The following is a 19,174-nucleotide window of genomic DNA, read 5'->3' on the forward strand; positions in this document are numbered from 1 at the left end:
ACCGTATCGCCGACGAAAGCTTTTCAGCAAGAGTCCTGAAACCATTGGAAAGAACTTTCAGCAGCGTCTTGGCATCGCCGCAGATGACCGAGCCTCCCTTTGACCTAACAGCTCGACTTCCCCACGTAGATCGCCAGCGCCGTATTCGCACCCAAGCCGGCGGTGAACTGCCCGCCGGAGTTCACCGTCACCGTCGTGTTGTTCTGGACGTTGCAGTACGTCCCGGCGGGCAGCGAGGTCTGATACGTCCGGGTCAGCGAGCCCGACTCGTGGTTGATGGCCACGAAGCCCTTGCCGCCCCGCCCGAACGCGATCGCGTCGCCGCCGTTGTCCCACCAGTCGGTGACGGCCTCGCCGCGCACCGCGGTGCGGAAGGCGACCATGCGCAGGATCTCCGGCCAGGCGTGCTGGCACTTCCAGCCGTTCTGCCAACAGGCGTTCACCGCGCCCCCGTTGGGCGGTCCGGCGTCCGTGTCGGAGAACTCGTAACCGGAGTTGACGTCGGGCGCCCCGTAAGGCCAGGCCAGCATGAAGACGTTGGCCAGGGTGTAGTTGGCACCGTCCTTGTAGCTGAGGGTGGAGCCGTTGCGCTCGGTGTCGTGGTTGTCGACGAAGACGCCGGCGACAGAGCCGCTCATATAGCCCCAGCCCTCGCCGTAGTTCTTGAGGTAGGCGAGGTTCTCGCTGTTGAACACGCGCTTGAGGTCGTAGGCGTAGCGGAACTCCTGGACGTCGCCGTTGCCGGTGTACTCGGTGGGCTGGACGGCCTCTCCGCTGCCGTAGATGACCTCCTGCTTCCAGTAGACGCTCGGGTTCGTCAGGCGGGACTTGATGTTCGCGAGGTCGGCTGCGGGGATGTGCTTGGCCGCGTCGACGCGGAAGCCGTCCACGCCCAGGGACAGCAGGTCGTTCAGATAGCCGGCGACGGCCCGGCGGACGTAGTCCTCGCCGGTGTCGAGGTCGGCGAGTCCCACCAGTTCGCAGTGCTGGACGTTCCAGCGGTCCTGGTAGTTGACGATCCGCGAGGTGCAGTCGTCGAAGTCGTACGACGAATACAGGCCCGGGTAGGCGTACTTGGTGTACGACGAGCCGCCGGTGCCGGTGCCGTCGCCCGCGGCCATGTGGTTGACGACCGCGTCGACGACGACCTTCACGCCCGCCGCGTGGCAGGTGTTCACCATGTTCTGGAAGGCCGCGCGGTCGCCGAGCCGTCCGGCGATCTTGTAGCTGACAGGCTGGTACGACGTCCACCACTGCGCGCCCTGTATGTGCTCGGCGGGCGGGGAGACCTGAACGTATCCGTAGCCGGCGGGGCCCAGCGTGTTGGTGCACTCGCGGGCGACGGAGGCGAAGTTCCACTCGAAGAGGACGGCGGTGACGTCCTTCGCGCCGGGCGGGGAGGCCTGCGCGATGGACGGGTTCATGACAAGGGTGGCGGTCGCGAGTGCGAGCGCCCCGGAGAGGGATCTGCGTGCCATGCGGGGTTCCTTCGTCTTTGAAGGCTCTTGCTGAAATCTTTCAGCAAACTTGCGGTGACGCAGATGTTAAAGGCCCGCCGCCTGAAAAGGCAGCGGGCCGTGTGAAGTTGATGCAAGAACTTTCAGCGGACCGTCAGACGGCGGTCCACCACACCGTCGTGTCCGCCGGCACCTTCGTCTCGCCGTCCGCCTCGGCCGGATCGCCGCTGGCGAGCAGGACACGGCCGTACGAGGGGACCGTCACCGACTCCCCCGTGGTGTTGGCGACGCACACGAACTCGCCGCGGCGGAAGGCGAGAACGCCCTCGGGCGCGCGCAGCCACTCCACCGAGTCGCCCGCGCCCAGGTCGGGCCGGGCGCGGCGGAGGGCCAGCGCCGAGCGGTACAGCTCCAGCGTCGAGCCCGGGACGCCGTTCTGCGCCTCGACGCTCAGCTCGCCCCAGCTCTCCGGCTGCGGCAGCCAGCTGCCCCCGCCGCCGAAGCCGTACGAGGAGCCCTCGCGCGTCCACGGGATCGGCACCCGGCAGCCGTCGCGGAAGCCGTCCTGGCCCGCGCCCCGGAAGTACGCCGGGTCCTGGCGCACCTCGTCCGCGAGGTCGACGACGTCGGGCAGGCCGAGTTCCTCGCCCTGGTAGACGTAGGCCGAGCCCGGCAGCGCGAGCATCAGCAGGGAGGCCGCTCGGGCCCGCCGCAGACCGAGTTCGCGGTCGCCGGCCGTGCGGATCTGGGTGCCGAGGCCGGGCGGGTTGGCGAAGCGGGTGGCGTGCCGGGTGACGTCGTGGTTGGACAGCACCCAGGTGGCCGGGGCGCCGACAGGGCGCATGGCCTCCAGGGTGCGGTCGATGACCTCCCGCAGCTCCTTCGCGTCCCAAGCGGTCGACAGATACTGGAAGTTGAAGGCCTGGTGGAGCTCGTCGGGGCGCACGTAGTGGGCGGTCCGCTCGACGGTCGGCGTCCACGCCTCCGCGACGAAGATGCGCTCGCCGGCGTACTCGTCGAGCACGAGACGCCACTGCCGGTAGATCTCGTGGACGCCGTCCTGGTCGAAGAACGGCATGACATCGTTGCCCAGCAGCTTCACCTGGTCGTGGGATCCGAGGTCCGGCAGGCCCTCCGCCTTGACCAGCCCGTGCGCGACGTCGATGCGGAAGCCGTCGACGCCGATGTCGAGCCAGAAGCGCAGGATGGAGCGGAACTCGTCACCGACGGCGGGGTGTTCCCAGTTGAAGTCGGGCTGCTCGGGCGCGAAGAGGTGCAGGTACCACTCGCCGGGCGTGCCGTCGGGCTCGGTGATCCGCGTCCAGGCGGGTCCGCCGAAGATGGACTCCCAGTCGTTGGGCGGGAGTTCGCCGTCCGCGCCCTTGCCGGGGCGGAAGTGGTAGCGCTCCCTCAGCGGCGAGCCGGGGCCCTCCGCGAGCGCGCGCTTGAACCACTCGTGCTGGTCGGAGGAGTGGTTGGGGACCAGATCGACGATGACGCGCAGGCCCAGCAGGTGGGCGTCGCGGATCAGCGCGTCGGCGTCGAGGAGGTTGCCGAACATGGGGTCGACGGCGCGGTAGTCGGCGACGTCGTAGCCGGCGTCGGCCTGCGGGGAGGCGTAGAAGGGGCTGAGCCACACGGCGTCCACGCCGAGGTCGCGCAGGTAGGGGAGGCGGGCGCGTACGCCTTCCAGGTCGCCCATGCCGTCGCCGTCGCTGTCGGCGAAGCTGCGCGGGTACACCTGGTAGATCACCGCGTCCCGCCACCAGTCGCGGTGCCGGGCGACGGTGGCGACGGCCGTGTCGGGCCGGGGCGTGGGGGCCGGGGCGGCGTGCTGCTGCTGGCTCATGGCGTCCTTGGTGGTGCGTAAACGGGTGTCGGTCATGGGTCGTGGGGTTCTCGGCGACGAGCTCTCGGCGACAGGTTCTCAGCGGCGGGGTTCGGCGGCGGGCGGCGAGGTGGTGCGGCGGCCGCGGTGTCTGCGGGGTCGGATGGACACCGCGGCCGCCACCCGCGCCGTCCGGGACGTCCAAGGGCGTCCGGGGGCGCGGGAACCTGTCTCCCGCGAGGGCGGGCTCAGCCCTTGGTGCCGCCGGCGGTCAGTCCGGTCACCAGGTTCTTCTGCACGAGGTAGAAGAACGCGGAGACGGGTATCGCGATGAGCACCGCGGTGGCGGCCATCAGGTTGCGCTGGGCGTCGTGCTCGCTGACGAAGCTCTGGAGGCCGACGGCGAAGGTGTACTTCGAGTCGGACAGCATGAACGTCGAGGCGAAGGCGACCTCGCCGAAGGCGGTGAGGAAGTTGTAGAAGGCGGCGACGGCGAGGCCGGGCTTGGCCAGCGGCAGGACCAGCCGCAGGAAGGTGCCGAAGGGGGTGAGCCCGTCGACGCGTCCCGCCTCGTCGATCTCGAACGGGATGGTGTCGAAGTAGCCCTTGAGCAGCCAGGCGCTGTAGGGCACGACGGTGGTGCAGTTGACGAGGATCAGTCCGAGGTAGGTGTCGATGAGCCCCAGCTCCGACATGATCTGGTACATCGGCACGATCAGGACGGCGACCGGGAACATCTGGGTGACGAGCAGGACCCACATGAACTTCTTGTAGCCCGGGAAGCGCATCCGGGAGACGGCGTAGCCGCTGGTGGCGGCGATGATCACGCCGATGGCGGTGGTGCCGAGGACGACGACGAGCGTGCTCTGGAGCCAGTCGAAGAACCCGGTGTGCCGGAGGACGAACGTGTAGTTGTCGAACGTCATCTTGTGCCAGATGCGGCCGGGGTGCAGATAGTCGTCCTTGTCCGGGCCGAGGGACAGGAAGATCAGCCAGGCGACCGGGAAGAAGGCGACGAGGCTGGCCACGATCAGGGTGCCGTGGGTGGCGAGGGTGGCGAGGGGGCCGCGCCGGCCGCGGCGGGTGGCGGCGGCCCGGGGGGCTGTCGCGGTGGGCTGCTCGGTCTCGGCGACGGAGGTCGGGGCGGTGCTGGTGCTCATGGGGACTCCTGCCTCAGATCGCGAGCTGCTGGTCGTTGCGGTTCAGCCAGCGGCGGTAGAAGGAGGTGAAGACGATCAGGACGGCCAGCAGCAGGATGCCGTAGGCGGCCGACTGGGCGAAGTCACGCGGTTGCTGCCCGAAGCCGAGGTAGTACGCCCAGGTGACGAGGATCTGCGCGTCCGGGGCGGTGTCGCCGAACAGCAGGAAGATGATGGCGAACTGGTTGAACGTCCAGATGACGCCGAGGAGGACGACGGTGGAGCTGACGGACCTCAGGCCCGGCAGGGTGACGTACCGGAAGCGCTGCCAGGCGTTGGCGCCGTCCATCTCGGCCGCCTCGTAGAGCGACCTGTCGATCGACTGGAGTCCGCCGAGCAGCGAGAGCATCATGAACGGCACGCCGCACCAGGTGTTGACCATGATCGCGGCGAACCGCTGCCAGAAGGTGTCCTCCAGCCACAGCGGCGAGGGCAGGTGCAGGGCGTCGAGCGCGGTGTTGATGATGCCGCCGTCGGCGAGCATGAACCGCCAGCCGAAGACGGTGACGAAGGTGGGCACGGCCCAGGGCAGCACCAGGATCATGCGGTAGAAGGTGCGCCCGCGGAACTTCTGGTTGAGCAGCAGCGCGAGGCCGAGCCCGATGAAGTAGTGCAGGGCGACGCACAGCGCGGTCCAGACGACGGTCCAGACGAAGTGCGACCAGAAGCGGTCGTACGCCGTCGGGCCCCACAGGATGTCGGCGTAGTTGTCGAGGCCGATGAACTTGTAGGTGGCCTCGATCTCGTTGACGCCGATGGTGCGGGCCGTGTTGAGGCTGTTGGCGTCGGTGAGGGTGAGGTAGAAGCCGTAGACCAGGGGGTAGAGCACGAGGACGCCGAGGACGATCGCCACCGGGGCGATCATCGCGTAGGCGTACCAGTGTTTCTGGTAGCCGTGCTTCAGGCGCTGACCCAGCCCGGGCCGCGGGTCTCGCTCACCGCGCCGCTTGCCGGTCGCTCGGTCGATGGCGACTGTCATGGTTCGACACCTTCTGGGAGATCAGGGGATCGAGGACGGACTGGCGGCCGGGGCCTGGCACAGGCCGGTGGCCGCCGGTCCCTCTTCCCCGAGAGGGAGGTCCGGCGGCCACGCGGGGCTCACTTGCTGAAGTCGGGCACCAGCTTGGCGATGGCCGTCTCGGCGGCGCCGAGGCCCTCGTCGAGGGACTCCTTGCCGCCCGCGATCTTGGGCAGCTCGGTGTCCAGCGGTCCCCACAGGGAGCTGTACTCGGGCAGCGCCGGGCGCGGCTGGGCGGCGGACAGGACCGCGCCGTAGCCGGCGATGCCCGGGTCGGCCTTGACGGCGTCGGTGTAGGCGTCGTCACGCGTCGGCAGGGTGGAGTTCTTCTGCGCGATGGTGGCCTGCGACTTCGCGGAGGTCATGAAGTTGACGAACTTCAGCGCGGCGGCCTGGTGGGCCTTGTCCGAGCCGGCGTAGACCGAGAGGTTGTGGCCGCCGGTCGGGGCGCCCGCCTTGCCGGTGGAGCCGGCCGGGACGGTGGCGATGCCGAGGTTGTTCTTGTCCGTGAACGCGGCGCCCTTGTAGAAGTTCGTGATCTCCCAGGGGCCCTGGACGATCGCGGCGACCTTGCCGTTGACGAACGCGTCCTGGATGTGGGCGTAGGCGTCGGCGGTGGTGTCGGCCTTGTGCAGGCCCTTGCCGTCGAACAGGCCGAGCCAGGTGCCGTACGCCTTCTTCGCCGCCGCCGAGTTGACGGTGATCTTCTTGGCATCGGCGTCGACGGTGTCGGCGCCCTCGCCGTAGAGGAAGGACTGGGCGTAGTAGGCCTGGGTGGAGCCCCAGTAGCCGTCGACGCCGGTCTTGTCCTTGATCGTGGCGGCGGCCGTCTTCAGCTCGTCCCAGGTCTTCGGGGCGGCGGTGATGCCGGCCTTGGCGAAGAGCTCCTTGTTGTAGACGAGGGCGAGGGTGTCGGTGACGATGGGCACGCCGTAGGTCTTGCCCTCGTACTTGGCCTGCTCGATCAGGTTGGGCTTGAACTTGGCCTGGTCGGCGAGGGCCTCGGTGCCGTCGAGCGGCAGGAAGAAGCCCTTCTTGGCGAAGGCCGGGGTCCAGCCGACCTCGGAGCGCAGGAGGTCGGGGGCGCCCTTGGAGCCGGCGGCGGTGTCGAACTTGTTCTGCGCCTGGTCGAAGGGGACGTTGACGTACTTGACCTTGATGTCCTTGTTGGCGGCCTCGAACTCCTTGACCAAGGCCTGGTACGTCGGCGCCTCGTTCGTGGCGTTGGAGGTGTCCCACCAGGTGATGGTGACCGGACCGTCGGCCGAGTCGCCGCTGTCGCTTCCGCCGCAGGCCGTCGCCGCGAGGGCGAGGGACGCCACCAGCGCGGTGGCCGCTATGCCACGCCGCATTGAGTTCTCCTTGAGGGTGAAAGCCCGAGTAGCTACAGGGGGCGGTCCCGTCCGCTTCCCTGTCGACTTGCCGACTGCGCCGTTGCGGCGGCCGCCGGGCGACGTGAACGTAACAGCGCTGTAAGCGTTGCGAAAGACCTTGCAGAAAAAAAGTGCAAGACATCTCCGAAGTTATCCGGGCGTGACCTCTCGGCGACCGTCGTGAGACGCTTGTTTACAGGGGTCGAGCGGTATGCGGTCGGCTGTGCAAGACTCTGCAAGCCCTTGCCGTCACTTTCATAGGGAGCGCGATGACACAGCAGCCCGGGCCGGGCCGTTCGACCGGTCGCCCACGGCGCCCGTTCGGTGGGCAAGGGGTCACCCGGCCGGTACAGTCCACCCCTGTGACCACACGGCTTGCCGACATCGCTGCGCAGGCGGGGGTGAGCGAAGCGACCGTCAGCCGGGTCCTCAACGGGAAGCCGGGCGTCGCCGCCACCACCCGCGAGTCCGTGCTCGCCGCCCTCGACGTCCTGGGCTACGAGCGCCCGGTACGGCTGCGCCAGCGCAGCGCGGGCCTCGTCGGCCTCATCACGCCGGAGCTGGAGAACCCGATCTTCCCGGCCCTGGCCCAGGTCATCGGCCAGGCGCTGACCCGCCAGGGCTACACCCCGGTCCTCGCCACCCAGACCCCGGGCGGCTCCACGGAGGACGAGCTGACCGAGATGCTCGTCGACCGCGGCGTGGCCGGCATCATCTACGTCTCCGGCCTGCACGCGGACACCACGGCCGACATGCAGCGCTACGAGCAGCTGCGCGCGCAGGGCGTGCCCTTCGTCCTGGTCGACGGCTTCTCCCCGAAGGTCCAGGCCCCCTTCATCTCCCCCGACGACCGCGCGGCGATGACCCTCGCGGTCACCCACCTGGCCTCCCTGGGCCACACCCGCATCGGCCTCGCCCTCGGCCCGAAGCGCTTCGTCCCGGTGCAGCGCAAGATCGAGGGCTTCGTCCGCGCCATGCACGACCAGCTGGGCCTGAGCGCGGAGACCGTCGAGGCGGACCTGGTCCAGCACTCCCTGTACACCCTGGAGGGCGGCCAGGCCGCCGCCACGGCCCTGATCGACCGCGCCTGCACGGCGGTGGTCTGCGCCAGCGACATGATGGCCCTGGGCGCGATCAGGGCGGCCCGCCAGCGCGGTCTGGCGGTCCCCCGGGACATCTCGGTGGTCGGCTTCGACGACTCCCCCCTGATCGCCTTCACGGACCCGCCGCTGACGACGATCCGCAAGCCGGTCCCGGCGATGGGCCAGGCGGCGGTGCGCACCCTCCTGGAGGAGATCGGCGGCACTCCCGCCCCGCACAGCGAGTTCGTGTTCATGCCGGAACTGGTGGTGCGCGGCTCCACCGCCTCGGGGGACCGCAACCGCCCCTGAATCCCCTTCGGCATGCGGGTGGGACGGCTCCGCGGGACGATCGGGAGGTAACGCTTATCTGGCAGACTCTGTGTCCATGGGTGAACCGACCGTGACATCTCTGGAAGGCCGGGACAAAGCCGTCCCGCACTCCGTCACGACCAGGTCCCCCCGCAGACGGCCCCGCTCGCCCCGCCGGCCCCGCGTGTGGTTCGAGATCCTGCTCATCGCGCTGAGTTACTGGACGTACTCACTGATCCGCAACGCGGTCCCGGAGCAGAGGGCCGAGGCGCTGCGCAACGCCGACTGGATCTGGCGCTTGGAGCACCAGTTGGGCATCGCGGTGGAACAGTCGATCAACCATGCCGTCAACTCGGTGACTTGGCTCGTCGTCGGCATGAACTACTACTACGCGACCCTGCACTTCGTGGTCACCCTGGGCGTACTGGTCTGGCTCTACCGCGCCCACCCCGGCCGCTACGCGGCCACCCGCCTGGTCCTCTTCGCGACCACGGGAGTAGCCCTCGTCGGCTACTACCTCTACCCCCTGGCGCCCCCGCGCCTCATGAACGGCGCGGCGTTCGTCGACACGGTCGTGGTCCACCAGACCTGGGGCTCGATGGCCTCCGGCGACCTGAAGAGCATGTCCAACCAGTACGCCGCGATGCCGTCCATGCACATCGGCTGGTCCCTCTGGTGCGGCCTGACGATCTTCGCCCTGACCACGGCCCCCTGGGCGAGAATCCTGGGCCTGCTCTACCCCACCCTCACCCTGCTGGTGATCGTCGCCACGGCCAACCACTTCTGGCTGGACGCGGTAGGCGGCATCCTCTGCCTGACCTTCGGCTACACCCTGACCCGCCTCTGGTACGGCACACTGCCCCACCAACTCCCGAGAGCACTCACCCGGGGCCGCCTGCTGCCGGACGGGTAGGGCCGACCGGACGACGGCGGGGGCCCGGCGGCCCGGACAGCCGGACGACGGCGGAAGGGGACGTGGCGGTGGTGTCCGCCCGCAGCGGCCGGCGCGTCGACACGAGCACGTTGCCAACCCTGATCCCGCGCCGGACCGAGGACGGATACCGCCGAAGCGGCCCCGGCTCAAGACGGCGCCGGCCCGACCGGCACCGAAAGCAGACCGGCACCCGGACGACGCCCCCTCCCCCTACCCCCCGTAGAACAACTCCTCCACCACTCCCCGAGCCCGTCGAGCAGTACGCCGGTACTCGTCCAGCATGTCTCCTACCCGGCCCGGGCCGTACCCCAGATAGCGCCCCACGGCGCCCAGCTCACGGGCGTCGGTGGGGAACGTGTCTCCTGCGCGGCCCCGCACCAGCATCACCGCGTTGCGTACGCGGGTGGCCAGGACCCAGGCCTCGTCGAGCGTCGCCGCGTCCTCCTCCGACAGCAGCCCGGCCTCCCGCGCCGCACGCAACGCCGCACGCGTGCGCGTGGTGCGCAGCCCCTCCACCTCGGCCCCGTGCCGCAGCTGGAGCAGCTGCACGGTCCACTCCACGTCGGACAGCCCCCCGGGCCCCAGCTTGGTGTGCAGCTTGGGATCCGCCCCGCGAGGCAGCCGCTCCGACTCCATCCGCGCCTTCAGCCGCCGGATCTCCCGCACGGCGTCCTCCCCCAGCCCGCCCTGCGGATACCGCAGCGGATCGACGAGGGACATGAACCGCCGCCCCAGCTCCTCGTCCCCGGCGACCGGCTCGGCCCGCAGCAGCGCCTGCGACTCCCACCCCAGCGACCACCGCCGGTAGTACGCCTCGTACGACTTCAGCGTCCGCACCAGCGGCCCCGTCTTCCCCTCGGGCCGCAGATCGGCGTCGATCAGCAGGGGCGGATCCGCGCTGGGGATCTGCAACAGCCGCCGCATCTCGGAGACCACGGCCCCCGCGGCCCGAGCTGCCTCCTGCTCCTCGACCCCGTCCCGCGCCTCGTGCACGAAGAGGACGTCCGCGTCGGAGCCGTAGCCCAGCTCGTGCCCGCCGAACCGCCCCATGCCGATGATCGCGAACCGGGTGGGCAGCTCGTCCCCCCACCCCTCCCGCACGACGGCCCGCAGCGTGCCGGCCAGCGTGGCCGCCGTCAGGTCGGACACCGCCCCGCCCACCAGGTCCACGAGCGCGCCCTGACCGGCCTCGGCGGGCTGGGACTCGGTGCCGTAGGAGCCGACGATGTCCGCGGCGGCCGTACGGAACAGCTCGCGCCGCCGGACGCCGCGGGCGGCGGTGACCGCCTGGACGGCGCCGTCCGCCCGGCCGACGGCGGCGAGTATCTCCTGCTCCAGCGGCCCGCGCCCGCGCGGCTCCAGCCCGCCGCCGCCCCCGCCCATGCCGCGCCCCCCGTCGCCGTCGCCGAGCAGCGCCACGGCCTCGGGGGCGCGCATCAGCAGGTCGGGGGCGAGCCGCCCGGCGGACAGCACCCGGGCGAGGTTCTCGGCGGCGGCGCCCTCGTCGCGCAGCAGCCGCAGGTACCAGGGGGTCTTGCCGAGCGCGTCGGAGACCTTGCGGAAGTTGAGCAGCCCGGCGTCGGGGTCGGCGGAGTCGGCGAACCAGCCGAGGAGGACGGGCAGCAGCGTCCGCTGGATGGCGGCCTTGCGGGAGACGCCGGAGGCGAGCGCCTCCAGGTGCCGCAGCGCGGAGGCGGGGTCGGCGTACCCGAGCGCGACGAGCCGCTCCCGAGCCGCGACCGTGCTCAACCGGGCTTCACCCGGCGCGAGTTGGGCCACCGCGTCCAGCAACGGCCGGTAGAACAGCTTCTCGTGGAGCCGCCGGACCACGGCCGCGTGCCGCTTCCACTCGCGGTTCAGCTCGCCGACGGGGTCGGAGCGCAGCCCCAACGACCGCCCGAGCCGCCGCTGTTCGGCTTCCTCCTCCGGGACGAGATGGGTCCGCCGCAGCCGGTACAGCTGGATGCGGTGCTCCATCGAGCGCAGGAACCGGTAGGCGTCGTCGAGCTGGACGGCGTCCGCCCGCCCCACGTACCCGCCGGCGGCGAGGGCCTGCAAGGCGTTCAGCGTCGTACCGCTGCGCAGGGAGGCGTCCGCACGCCCGTGCACCAGTTGCAGCAACTGGACGGCGAACTCGACGTCCCGCAGCCCGCCCGGCCCGAGTTTCAGCTCGCGCTCGATCTCGGCGACGGGGATGTTCTCGACGACCCGGCGGCGCATCTTCTGCACGTCGGCGACGAAGTTCTCGCGTTCGGCGGCCTGCCACACGAGCGGTTCGACGGCGGCGACGTACTCCTCGCCCAGCTCGAGGTCGCCGGCGACCGGCCGGGCCTTCAGCAGCGCCTGGAACTCCCAGGTCTTGGCCCAGCGCTGGTAGTAGGCGAGGTGGCTGCTCAGGGTCCGTACGAGCGGTCCGTTGCGGCCCTCGGGCCGCAGGTTGGCGTCGACGGGCCAGATCGACCCCTCGACGGTGGTCTCGGAGCAGATCCGCATCATGTGCGAGGCGAGCTTGGTGGCGGCCCGCAGGGCCTTGTCCTCGTCAGCGCCGTCGGCGGCCTCGCCGACGAAGATGACGTCGACGTCGGAGACGTAGTTCAGCTCGTGTCCGCCGCACTTGCCCATCGCGATGACGGCGAGCCGGCAGAGCGCGGCGTCGTCGGGGGCGGCGGCGCGGGCGAGCGCGAGGGCGGCCCGCAGGGTGGCCGTGGCCAGATCGGCCAGCTCGGCGGCGGTCTCGGCGACGTCGGTGGTGCCGCAGACGTCCCGCGCGGCGATGGACAGCAGGCACCGCCGGTAGGCGACCCTCAGCGCGACGGCGTCGTCCGCCTCGGCGAGCCCGCGCTCGAACTCCTCCACGCCGGGGTGCAGGTCACGGGGCTCGTAGGTGACGAGCGCCTCCCAGTCGCGCGGATGCCGGGCGAGGTGGTCGGCGAGCGCGGCGGACGCGCCGAGCACCCCGAGCAGCCGGTCCCGCAGCGGCTTGGCCGCGATCACGGTGTCGAGCAGCTCCCGCCGCGCGGTCGCCCCCGGCTGCGCCTCCAGGAGCCGTACGAGGCCGTGCAGGGCGAGGTCGGGGTCGGCGGTCCCGCCGAGCGCCTCCAGCAGGACGGGGTCGTTGCGCACGGGGGACAGCTCGTCGCCGTCGAGGAGGCGCTCGGCGGCGGAGGGATCGGTGAAACCGTGCCGCAGCAGCCGCGAGAAGGTACTGCTCCTGCGCCCCGGCCCCGTCATCCCGGCCTCCTGAGTCCGATCAAGGTCGTACGGAGTCGAGCCTAACCGCAGAGCTCGGCCCGAGCGCCGGGACGAGTACGGGAAAGTCCCGCCGAGCGGTGGCGCGGAGCCGGCTTTTGGGCTTCGGTGAGACGAGCCACAAGCGACCGGACGCAACCGCCGCCGGGACATCCGCCGAGGGAAAGGGCCCGCCCATGCAGTACACGCTCGAAGTGATTCCGCTGCCCGTCAGCGACATCGACCGGGCCCGCGACTTCTACCGCGACAAGGCCGGGTTCCACGTGGACATCGACCAGGAGGTCATGCCGGGCATGCGGATCGTCCAGCTGACCCCGCCCGGCTCGGGCTGTTCGATCGCCCTGGGCGACAGCATCTGGGAGACCTTGCAGGGCCCGCGTCCGGAGCCCGGGTCGTACCAGGGTCTCCAGCTGTGCGTGGCCGACATCGAGGCCGCCCGCGCGGAACTCGTCGAACGCGGCCTGGACGTCTCCGAGCCGGTCCGGTACGCCCCCGACGACGGCGCCACCTTCATGTACTTCACCGACCCGGACGGCAACGGCTGGGCCATCCAGGAATACCGCCGCAGGGCGAAGGAGCCGCTGCACCAGCTGCTGGGGGACCTGGCGAACCGGGCGTCGTAAGTCGTACGGAGAGCCACGCGCGCGGCGACGAGGGGCCGGGCCGTCGGAAGGCTAGGCCGTCAGGAGGCATCCGGATGGTGATCCGGTGGATCACCGCGGACGATGGTCCGCAGTGCCTCCGCGACGGTCGAAGGAGATTCCCGTGGGTGCTGACGACAGTGATCCGGTGCGGAAATCCCCCAGGTCCGGCGTGGGCTGGCGGCTGCGGGTGCCGTGTGTCCCGAGGAGTTCCAGGGGGTCGGTGGCGGTCATGGTGGGGGTGCTGCTGGTACTCCTCCCGTCGGCGGTCATGCTGGGCTGCTTCGGCGTCGAGAACGTGGGGTCGGCCCTGACCTACCCGGGGCGCATCATGGGTGCCGTCCTCGTCGCGTTCGCGCTCGTCACGCTGTTGGGAGCCGGAGCGGTGGTGGACCACTGGTACCGGAACTGCTTCAGCCATTCGGGACTGGTCGCGCTGGCCGGCGCGGCCGCGGCGCTCCTCGCCAATGCGATGCTTCTGTACGAAGTCATCAACGGCGATTCCATCGGTTACCTGGTGTTGTACTGGCTGCTCACGGCGGGTTCCCTGTGGGCCGTCATCATGGTGTGGCGGACCTTGACCGTGATCCCCACTCCCAAGCGGGTGGCCGCGGCAGTGATCGTCTCGACGATCGTCCCGCTGACCAATTGGAGCTACCAGAACCTCTACCAACCCGGCCAGCTCCGCAGCAAGCCTCTCGTCACGATGACCGTGGGGAAGCCCATGCTCAGTCAGGACCGCAAGGCGTTCTCGCTGCCGGTCGACATCAGGCTCCAGAACCGCAGCGACGTGGGTTTCTACGTGCTGGGAGCCGAGTTCCACGTCATGGGGGAACGGGTGCTGCTGAGCCCGCATGACCGGCTCCGCGCGCAGTGGCGTGCGGATGCCGAACAGTGGAGCAGACCCCATGAGACGCACCCGCTCGCCCGCAGGGAGATCCACCAGCCCGGCGAACTGGTGGCCGCGCACCCGTGGGCGTCATCCGGAAAGTGGGTCGAGGCGGGCGATGAGCTCTACACCCGCACGGTGGTGCAACTGCCCGCCGACACTCCGTACGACCAGTTGGCGTTCTATGCCAACGTCAGTCTGGCCCGCAAGGACCGGCTGGGCCTGGAGCAGATGGCCCAGCCGAAGCACTCCTGGTCCGGCGGCAAGGTCCCCTCGTGGATTGCGAAAGACCTCGACTCCATCATCCACCGCAGCAGGGTGCACGAGAACAACGCGATCGACGAGCACACGATGGATCCCCGCTACGTCACCGTCTACTGGGCGTTCGGCCCGCATGGCGCACAGGTGATCACCAGCATCACGCGGAAGGGCGAGGAGGACCGCGAACTCAGCAAGGCGGAAACGCGTGAGGTGGTGAACAGGTACGGCCTCCTCGTGGCTGGATCAGGCCCCTACGAACGCACACTGTGGGACGTCAAGAGCCAACGATGACCCGCACGGCCCCGTCCTGCGCGCGTCGCCGCCGCCCCAGCCCCTCCAGCCACACCACAAGAGCCAGCGAGCTGTTCATCCGGTCCCAGGCGCAGGCGTCCCCCATGCCGAGCTGTGCCTCTCTCACCGCCCGGCACAGCGTCTCGACGTCGAACATCTCCGTGACCAGCGGATGCCGTGCCGAGCGGCAGAGGTCCACGAGTTCCTCGCCGTGGGCCCGCAGGCCGCGGGCGTAGACGTCGTTGAAAGGGATCTTGACCGTTCGGTCGCGGATCCGGGGCGGGAGCAGATCCGCCATGGCCTCGCGCAGCACCGCCTTCGGCCGGCCCGGACGGAACGTGGCCTCGGCGGGAAGGCGGCGCATCGTGGCGACGACCTCCGGGTCGAGGAAGGGGTGCGAGAGGAAGAATCCGTTCTGCCCTGCGTGATGCCAGGACAGCGGGTCGGGGGCGGCGACGTAGTTGGCCGCGTCGTAGAGGGACTGTTCGGGTTCGTGCCCGAACAGGAAGCGGCTCTCCGCGATGCCGGCTTCGCGACAGCCGTGGGCCCGCGCGAATCCGGGTCTCAGCCACGGGGGCCGGGCGAAGGCGCCGAGGCCGCCGAGCACCGTTCCGCGACGGCGGACGAGCCCCTTGATCCGCTCGGTCGCCAGCGGAAGGGCCGGCTGCACGACGTAGGCGGAGACGACGTCCCGCAGGCCTCGCTCGCTGCCCGCGGCCCAGGCACGTGCCTGCTTCGTCAGCCGGCGGAGCTGCCCGGTCCGGGCCAGCCCGTGCAGGTGAAGGGGATTGGCGTCGGCGACGGGGTCGGCTCCGCAGCCGGTCAGGAGGGTGTCGCAGCCGAGGTCGGCGGCAGCGGTGTGCAGCCTGCTCCAGAAGGGGGCGCGGAAGGCGTGTGCATGGGGCTCGTCCGGGTCGCCCGCGTGGTGCTCGAAGTCGTCGAAGTCGGCCACGTCGTCGGCATCGACGACGACCGGTCGCGCGGCGGGGGCGTGACGGCGTATCGCCTCCATCGCCTCGTCCAGGTAGGGCTGCTCCCCGGCGAGTTCTCCCGTGCCGAAGCGCCCGGCGAGCAGGACGAGGTCGCCGGAGCGGTCCTGTGCCGAGGCTGGCGGACCCGCCGCGAGCAGCGCGATGCTGGTGGAGTCGGTGCCGCCGGAGACGTGACATGCCGTCATCGTGCCCATACGGCGACCGACGGCGTTCTCCAGTGCGAGGCGCAGGTCCTGCGCGGCCCCGCTCGGGCGGCGTCCGTCCGATGCCACCGACGATCGGTCGTCGGCCTGACCAGCGCGCCGCAGCGTCCGACCGCGCAGCCGCCCCGTGAGCGACAGTTCCACCACCTCACCGCCGAGGACTCGGTGCACGCCGGCGAACGGGGTGAGTTCCGAGTGCGGTTGGGCCATGTTCCCGGTCAAGGACCGGCAGAAGTAGCGGCGTTCCAGCTCCGCGGTGTCGCCGAGGCGGCCGGCCGAGGTGCTCACCAGGCTCACACGGCCACCGGACTCCCGGTAGAACAGGGGGATGCGTGCTTGCTCGTCCCGCATCAGGAGGATGCGGTCGTGGCACACGAGGACAGCCGCGTAGTCGCCGGTCGGCAGCCGTGGTGCGGCTCCGGGTCGGGCGAAGTCGTCGAGGAGGCGGCGGGCTCCCGTGCCGCGGTCCCGGAACGAGCCGGCCCAGCCGACGACCGCCGCGGTGCCGGCCGGTGAGGAGACAGTCGCCACGAGTCCCTGCCGGGTCATCGCCCCGTCGGTCCACAGCTTCGGTGCGCCCCCGGCCCATTCAAGACCGAGTGCCTCCACCTCACCGCCCTCCGCCGTCGATCGAGAGGACCGGCGCGAACGCGTGCCCGTGCGGATCGGCGTCGGGGATGCACAGTCCGTCCGAGGACGTCCACGCGTGCAGGGCGAACGGGTGCTCACGCACGCCGACGTGGAGCACGGCTCTCAGGCCACGCCGCCGCAGCAGGACGAAAGCCGTCACGGCCTCGGCTTTGCAGTCGTCGTTCACCAACCAGCTTCTGCGGCTGTGCGATTGCACGGCCCGCTTCAGCCATGCGACGTCCTCCGCGGAGGGAGGGTCCGCACGGGCATAGTCCGGGGCGGCCAAGGACAGGAGCCGAAGGACGCGCCCGAATCCCACGGTCCGGATCAGCAGGTGCACTGCGCGCAGCCAGCGGCCGACCTCGGCGTGCGAATACCGCTTGGGACGGGCCGTGGCACAGCCGACCCGGATGAGGCCGGTGACGAGTCGTGCGCGTTCCTCGGGGCTTCCGTCAGTGAGATTCCGAATGTCCTCCGTCGCCATTCCGAGGAAACGCGTGCGCTTCCAGTCCGCGATCAGCGCTCCGCTCGACATCTCGGTGACTCGGCAGTGCGGTGAGAGGATTCGCGTCATGGCCGCCAGGGAATCGAGGTCTTCTGCCACCGCACACCCTCCTGGCGGACCTGCCGCGGCGACCTCCGCGACAGGCCCCGGTTCGCCTCGTGGACGATGTCAGTACTGGTATCCGTGACCGTCGTAGTAACTGCCGCTGTAGCCCCCGATCAGACGGCCGTTACCGAGAAGGACAAGTCCGTGCGGCATACGACGGCGCAGCAGTCGGAGAAACATCGCTTACCTCCAAAATCGGGCAGCCGTCAGTCATTTCCAGGCTACTCGCCCCCGGAGGCCCCGCAATCGGGCTGCTGTCACCCGCGTCACGGCGCAGCTCGAGGTCACGTCGGGGGATGTGCGCCCGACAGGCCGGCAGGAGTGCGCGGCCCCGGCAGCCGAGTGCTGGTTCACCCTGCGCAGGATGCCGAGGCGATGGGCGTCCGCGAGGAAGTCCTCCAGCTGCCAGGGGAGTTGCCTGCGGACGGCGAACTGGATCCGAGCGATGCCGACCATGCCGCCATCCAGCGCCCTCGCATCTCCACGGCCCAGCGGCAGCCCGGAAGGGGTGAGACGCGACGGGGCCGATGGTCCGCGACCATCGGTCCCGATCGTCACATCAGCGGGGCACCCGCCCCGACCTGCGCCTACAGGACCGGCAGGTTCTTCCGCAGTTCGAACGCCGTGACCTCCGAGCGGTACTCCTCCCATTCCTGCTTCTTGTTGCGCAGGAAGAAGTCGAAGACGTGTTCGCCGAGGGTCTCGGCGACGAGGTCGCTGCGTTCCATCAGGGTCAGGGCCTCGCCCAGGTTCTGGGGCAGGGGCTCAATGCCCATCGCGCGGCGTTCGGCGTCGGAGAGGGCCCAGACGTCGTCCTCGGCGCCCGGCGGGAGTTCGTAGCCCTCCTCGACGCCCTTGAGGCCGGCGGCGAGGAGCATCGCGTAGGCCAGGTAGGGGTTGGCGCCGGAGTCGAGGGAGCGGACCTCGACGCGGGCCGAGCCGGTCTTGCCGGGCTTGTACATCGGGACGCGGACCAGCGCGGAGCGGTTGTTGTGGCCCCAGCAGATGTACGAGGGGGCCTCGCCGCCCGCGCCGGCGGTGCGCTCGGCGCCGCCCCAGATGCGCTTGTAGGAGTTGACCCACTGGTTGGTGACGGCGGAGATGTCCGCCGCGTGCTTGAGCAGACCGGCGATGAAGGAGCGGCCGACCTTGGAGAGCTGGTACTCCGAGCCGGACTCGTAGAAGGCGTTGCGGTCGCCCTCGAAGAGGGAGAGGTGGGTGTGCATGCCGCTGCCGGGGTGCTCGGAGAACGGCTTGGGCATGAAGGTCGCCTGGACGCCCTGCTCCAGCGCCACCTGCTTCATGACCAGGCGGAACGTCATGATGTTGTCGGCGGTGGAGAGCGCGTCGGCGTAGCGCAGGTCGATCTCCTGCTGGCCGGGCGCGCCCTCGTGGTGGGAGAACTCGACGGAGATGCCCATCGACTCCAGCATGGTGATCGCCTGCCGGCGGAAGTCCATGCCGATGTTCTGCGGGGTGTGGTCGAAGTAGCCGGAGTTGTCGGCGGGGGTGGGGCGGGACCCGTCGAGGGGGCGGTCCTTCAGCAGGAAGAACTCGATCTCCGGGTGGGTGTAGAAGGTGAAGCCCAGGTCGGAGGCGCGGGCGAGGGCGCGCTTGAGGACGTAGCGCGGGTCGGCGAAGGACGGGGAGCCGTCCGGCATGAGGATGTCGCAGAACATGCGGGCGGTGCCGGGGGCCTCGGCGCGCCAGGGCAGGACCTGGAAGGTGGAGGGGTCCGGCTTGGCGATCATGTCCGACTCGTACACACGGGCGAAGCCCTCGATGGCGGAACCGTCGAATCCGATGCCCTCGTCGAAGGCCTGCTCGAGCTCCGCCGGGGCCACGGCGACGGACTTGAGGAAGCCCAGCACGTCCGTGAACCACAGGCGTACGAACCGGATGTCGCGCTCCTCCAAGGTCCGGAGCACGAACTCCTGCTGCTTGTCCATCTTCCGCTTCCCCATCCTTGCTGGTCAGGCCGCCTGTCCCCCGTCCCACGGGAGGCGGTCGGGCACCTGAGCATCCCACCACACGACCATTTCGTGCGCGTTGCGGACCTTGATCGTCAGGGCGACCCCGGCCTGAACGCCTCGCGCACGGAAGGTGTACCGCTCGCGCGGCGGAACACACCGCCTGGGCGGCGGGTGTACTGCTCTGCCGCCCATCTTGCCTGCTCGGACCGACATCCGTAATGCCCGGCCCCCTGCG

The 19,174-nt window shown here is 70.3% G+C and carries 13 protein-coding genes; 4 read left to right on the forward strand and 9 right to left on the reverse strand.

Annotation, left to right across the window (positions count from 1 at the left end; genetic code table 11):
* Nucleotides 1-104 precede the first annotated feature (104 nt).
* The 5 genes from ACFYX4_RS02275 to ACFYX4_RS02295 all read right to left on the reverse strand — a co-directional run bounded on the left by ACFYX4_RS02275 (nucleotide 105) and on the right by ACFYX4_RS02295 (nucleotide 6,854).
* A complete protein-coding gene (locus ACFYX4_RS02275; protein ID WP_389324398.1) occupies nucleotides 105-1,478 on the reverse strand; it encodes an alpha-amylase family protein in 1,374 nt (457 codons plus the stop codon).
* A 133-nt stretch (nucleotides 1,479-1,611) separates the two neighbouring features.
* Entirely contained in the window at nucleotides 1,612-3,306 is a 1,695-nt protein-coding gene (locus ACFYX4_RS02280) for a glycoside hydrolase family 13 protein (RefSeq protein WP_389326677.1), read from the reverse strand.
* Between the two features lie 227 nt (nucleotides 3,307-3,533).
* On the reverse strand, nucleotides 3,534-4,445 hold the full coding sequence (locus ACFYX4_RS02285) for a sugar ABC transporter permease (protein WP_389324401.1): 912 nt from the start codon (nucleotides 4,443-4,445) through the stop codon (nucleotides 3,534-3,536).
* A gap of 13 nt (nucleotides 4,446-4,458) precedes the next feature.
* Nucleotides 4,459-5,463, reverse strand: a complete 1,005-nt coding sequence (locus tag ACFYX4_RS02290; RefSeq protein ID WP_389324404.1) for a carbohydrate ABC transporter permease — start codon at nucleotides 5,461-5,463, stop codon at nucleotides 4,459-4,461.
* A gap of 119 nt (nucleotides 5,464-5,582) precedes the next feature.
* The gene (locus tag ACFYX4_RS02295) at nucleotides 5,583-6,854 is read right to left on the reverse strand and encodes an extracellular solute-binding protein (RefSeq protein ID WP_389324408.1); all 1,272 of its coding nucleotides are present in this window, start codon (nucleotides 6,852-6,854) and stop codon (nucleotides 5,583-5,585) included.
* Between the two features lie 383 nt (nucleotides 6,855-7,237).
* On the opposite strand from ACFYX4_RS02295, the gene ACFYX4_RS02300 reads away from it, so the two are divergent.
* Together ACFYX4_RS02300 and ACFYX4_RS02305 are read left to right on the forward strand one after the other, a co-directional pair.
* Nucleotides 7,238-8,266, forward strand: coding sequence for a LacI family DNA-binding transcriptional regulator (locus tag ACFYX4_RS02300; protein ID WP_389324411.1), 1,029 nt, complete (start codon nucleotides 7,238-7,240; stop codon nucleotides 8,264-8,266).
* A gap of 76 nt (nucleotides 8,267-8,342) precedes the next feature.
* Entirely contained in the window at nucleotides 8,343-9,179 is an 837-nt protein-coding gene (locus ACFYX4_RS02305; protein WP_389324414.1) for a phosphatase PAP2 family protein, read from the forward strand.
* 231 nt (nucleotides 9,180-9,410) lie between these two features.
* Here ACFYX4_RS02305 and ACFYX4_RS02310 read toward each other — a convergent pair whose 3' ends face one another.
* The gene (locus ACFYX4_RS02310) at nucleotides 9,411-12,431 is read right to left on the reverse strand and encodes a bifunctional [glutamine synthetase] adenylyltransferase/[glutamine synthetase]-adenylyl-L-tyrosine phosphorylase (RefSeq protein WP_389324417.1); all 3,021 of its coding nucleotides are present in this window, start codon (nucleotides 12,429-12,431) and stop codon (nucleotides 9,411-9,413) included.
* Between the two features lie 194 nt (nucleotides 12,432-12,625).
* On the opposite strand from ACFYX4_RS02310, the gene ACFYX4_RS02315 reads away from it, so the two are divergent.
* The gene (locus ACFYX4_RS02315; RefSeq protein ID WP_389324420.1) at nucleotides 12,626-13,072 is read left to right on the forward strand and encodes a VOC family protein; all 447 of its coding nucleotides are present in this window, start codon (nucleotides 12,626-12,628) and stop codon (nucleotides 13,070-13,072) included.
* 250 nt (nucleotides 13,073-13,322) lie between these two features.
* Entirely contained in the window at nucleotides 13,323-14,531 is a 1,209-nt protein-coding gene (locus ACFYX4_RS02320) for a hypothetical protein (RefSeq protein ID WP_389326680.1), read from the forward strand.
* On the opposite strand, the gene ACFYX4_RS02325 is transcribed toward ACFYX4_RS02320, so the two are convergent.
* From ACFYX4_RS02325 to glnA, 3 genes are all read right to left on the reverse strand, one after another.
* A complete protein-coding gene (locus ACFYX4_RS02325; protein ID WP_389324424.1) occupies nucleotides 14,515-16,335 on the reverse strand; it encodes an asparagine synthase-related protein in 1,821 nt (606 codons plus the stop codon). The two genes, ACFYX4_RS02320 and ACFYX4_RS02325, sit on opposite strands and share 17 nt — an antisense overlap.
* 1 nt (nucleotide 16,336) lies before the next feature.
* A complete protein-coding gene (locus ACFYX4_RS02330) occupies nucleotides 16,337-16,930 on the reverse strand; it encodes a lasso peptide biosynthesis B2 protein (RefSeq protein WP_389324427.1) in 594 nt (197 codons plus the stop codon).
* Between the two features lie 623 nt (nucleotides 16,931-17,553).
* Nucleotides 17,554-18,915, reverse strand: a complete 1,362-nt coding sequence (gene glnA / locus ACFYX4_RS02335; RefSeq protein WP_389324430.1) for a type I glutamate--ammonia ligase — start codon at nucleotides 18,913-18,915, stop codon at nucleotides 17,554-17,556.
* Between the last annotated feature and the right edge of the window lie 259 nt (nucleotides 18,916-19,174).

It is taken from the genome of Streptomyces sp. NPDC002328, from assembly GCF_042890065.1.
Lineage (GTDB): Bacteria > Actinomycetota > Actinomycetes > Streptomycetales > Streptomycetaceae > Streptomyces.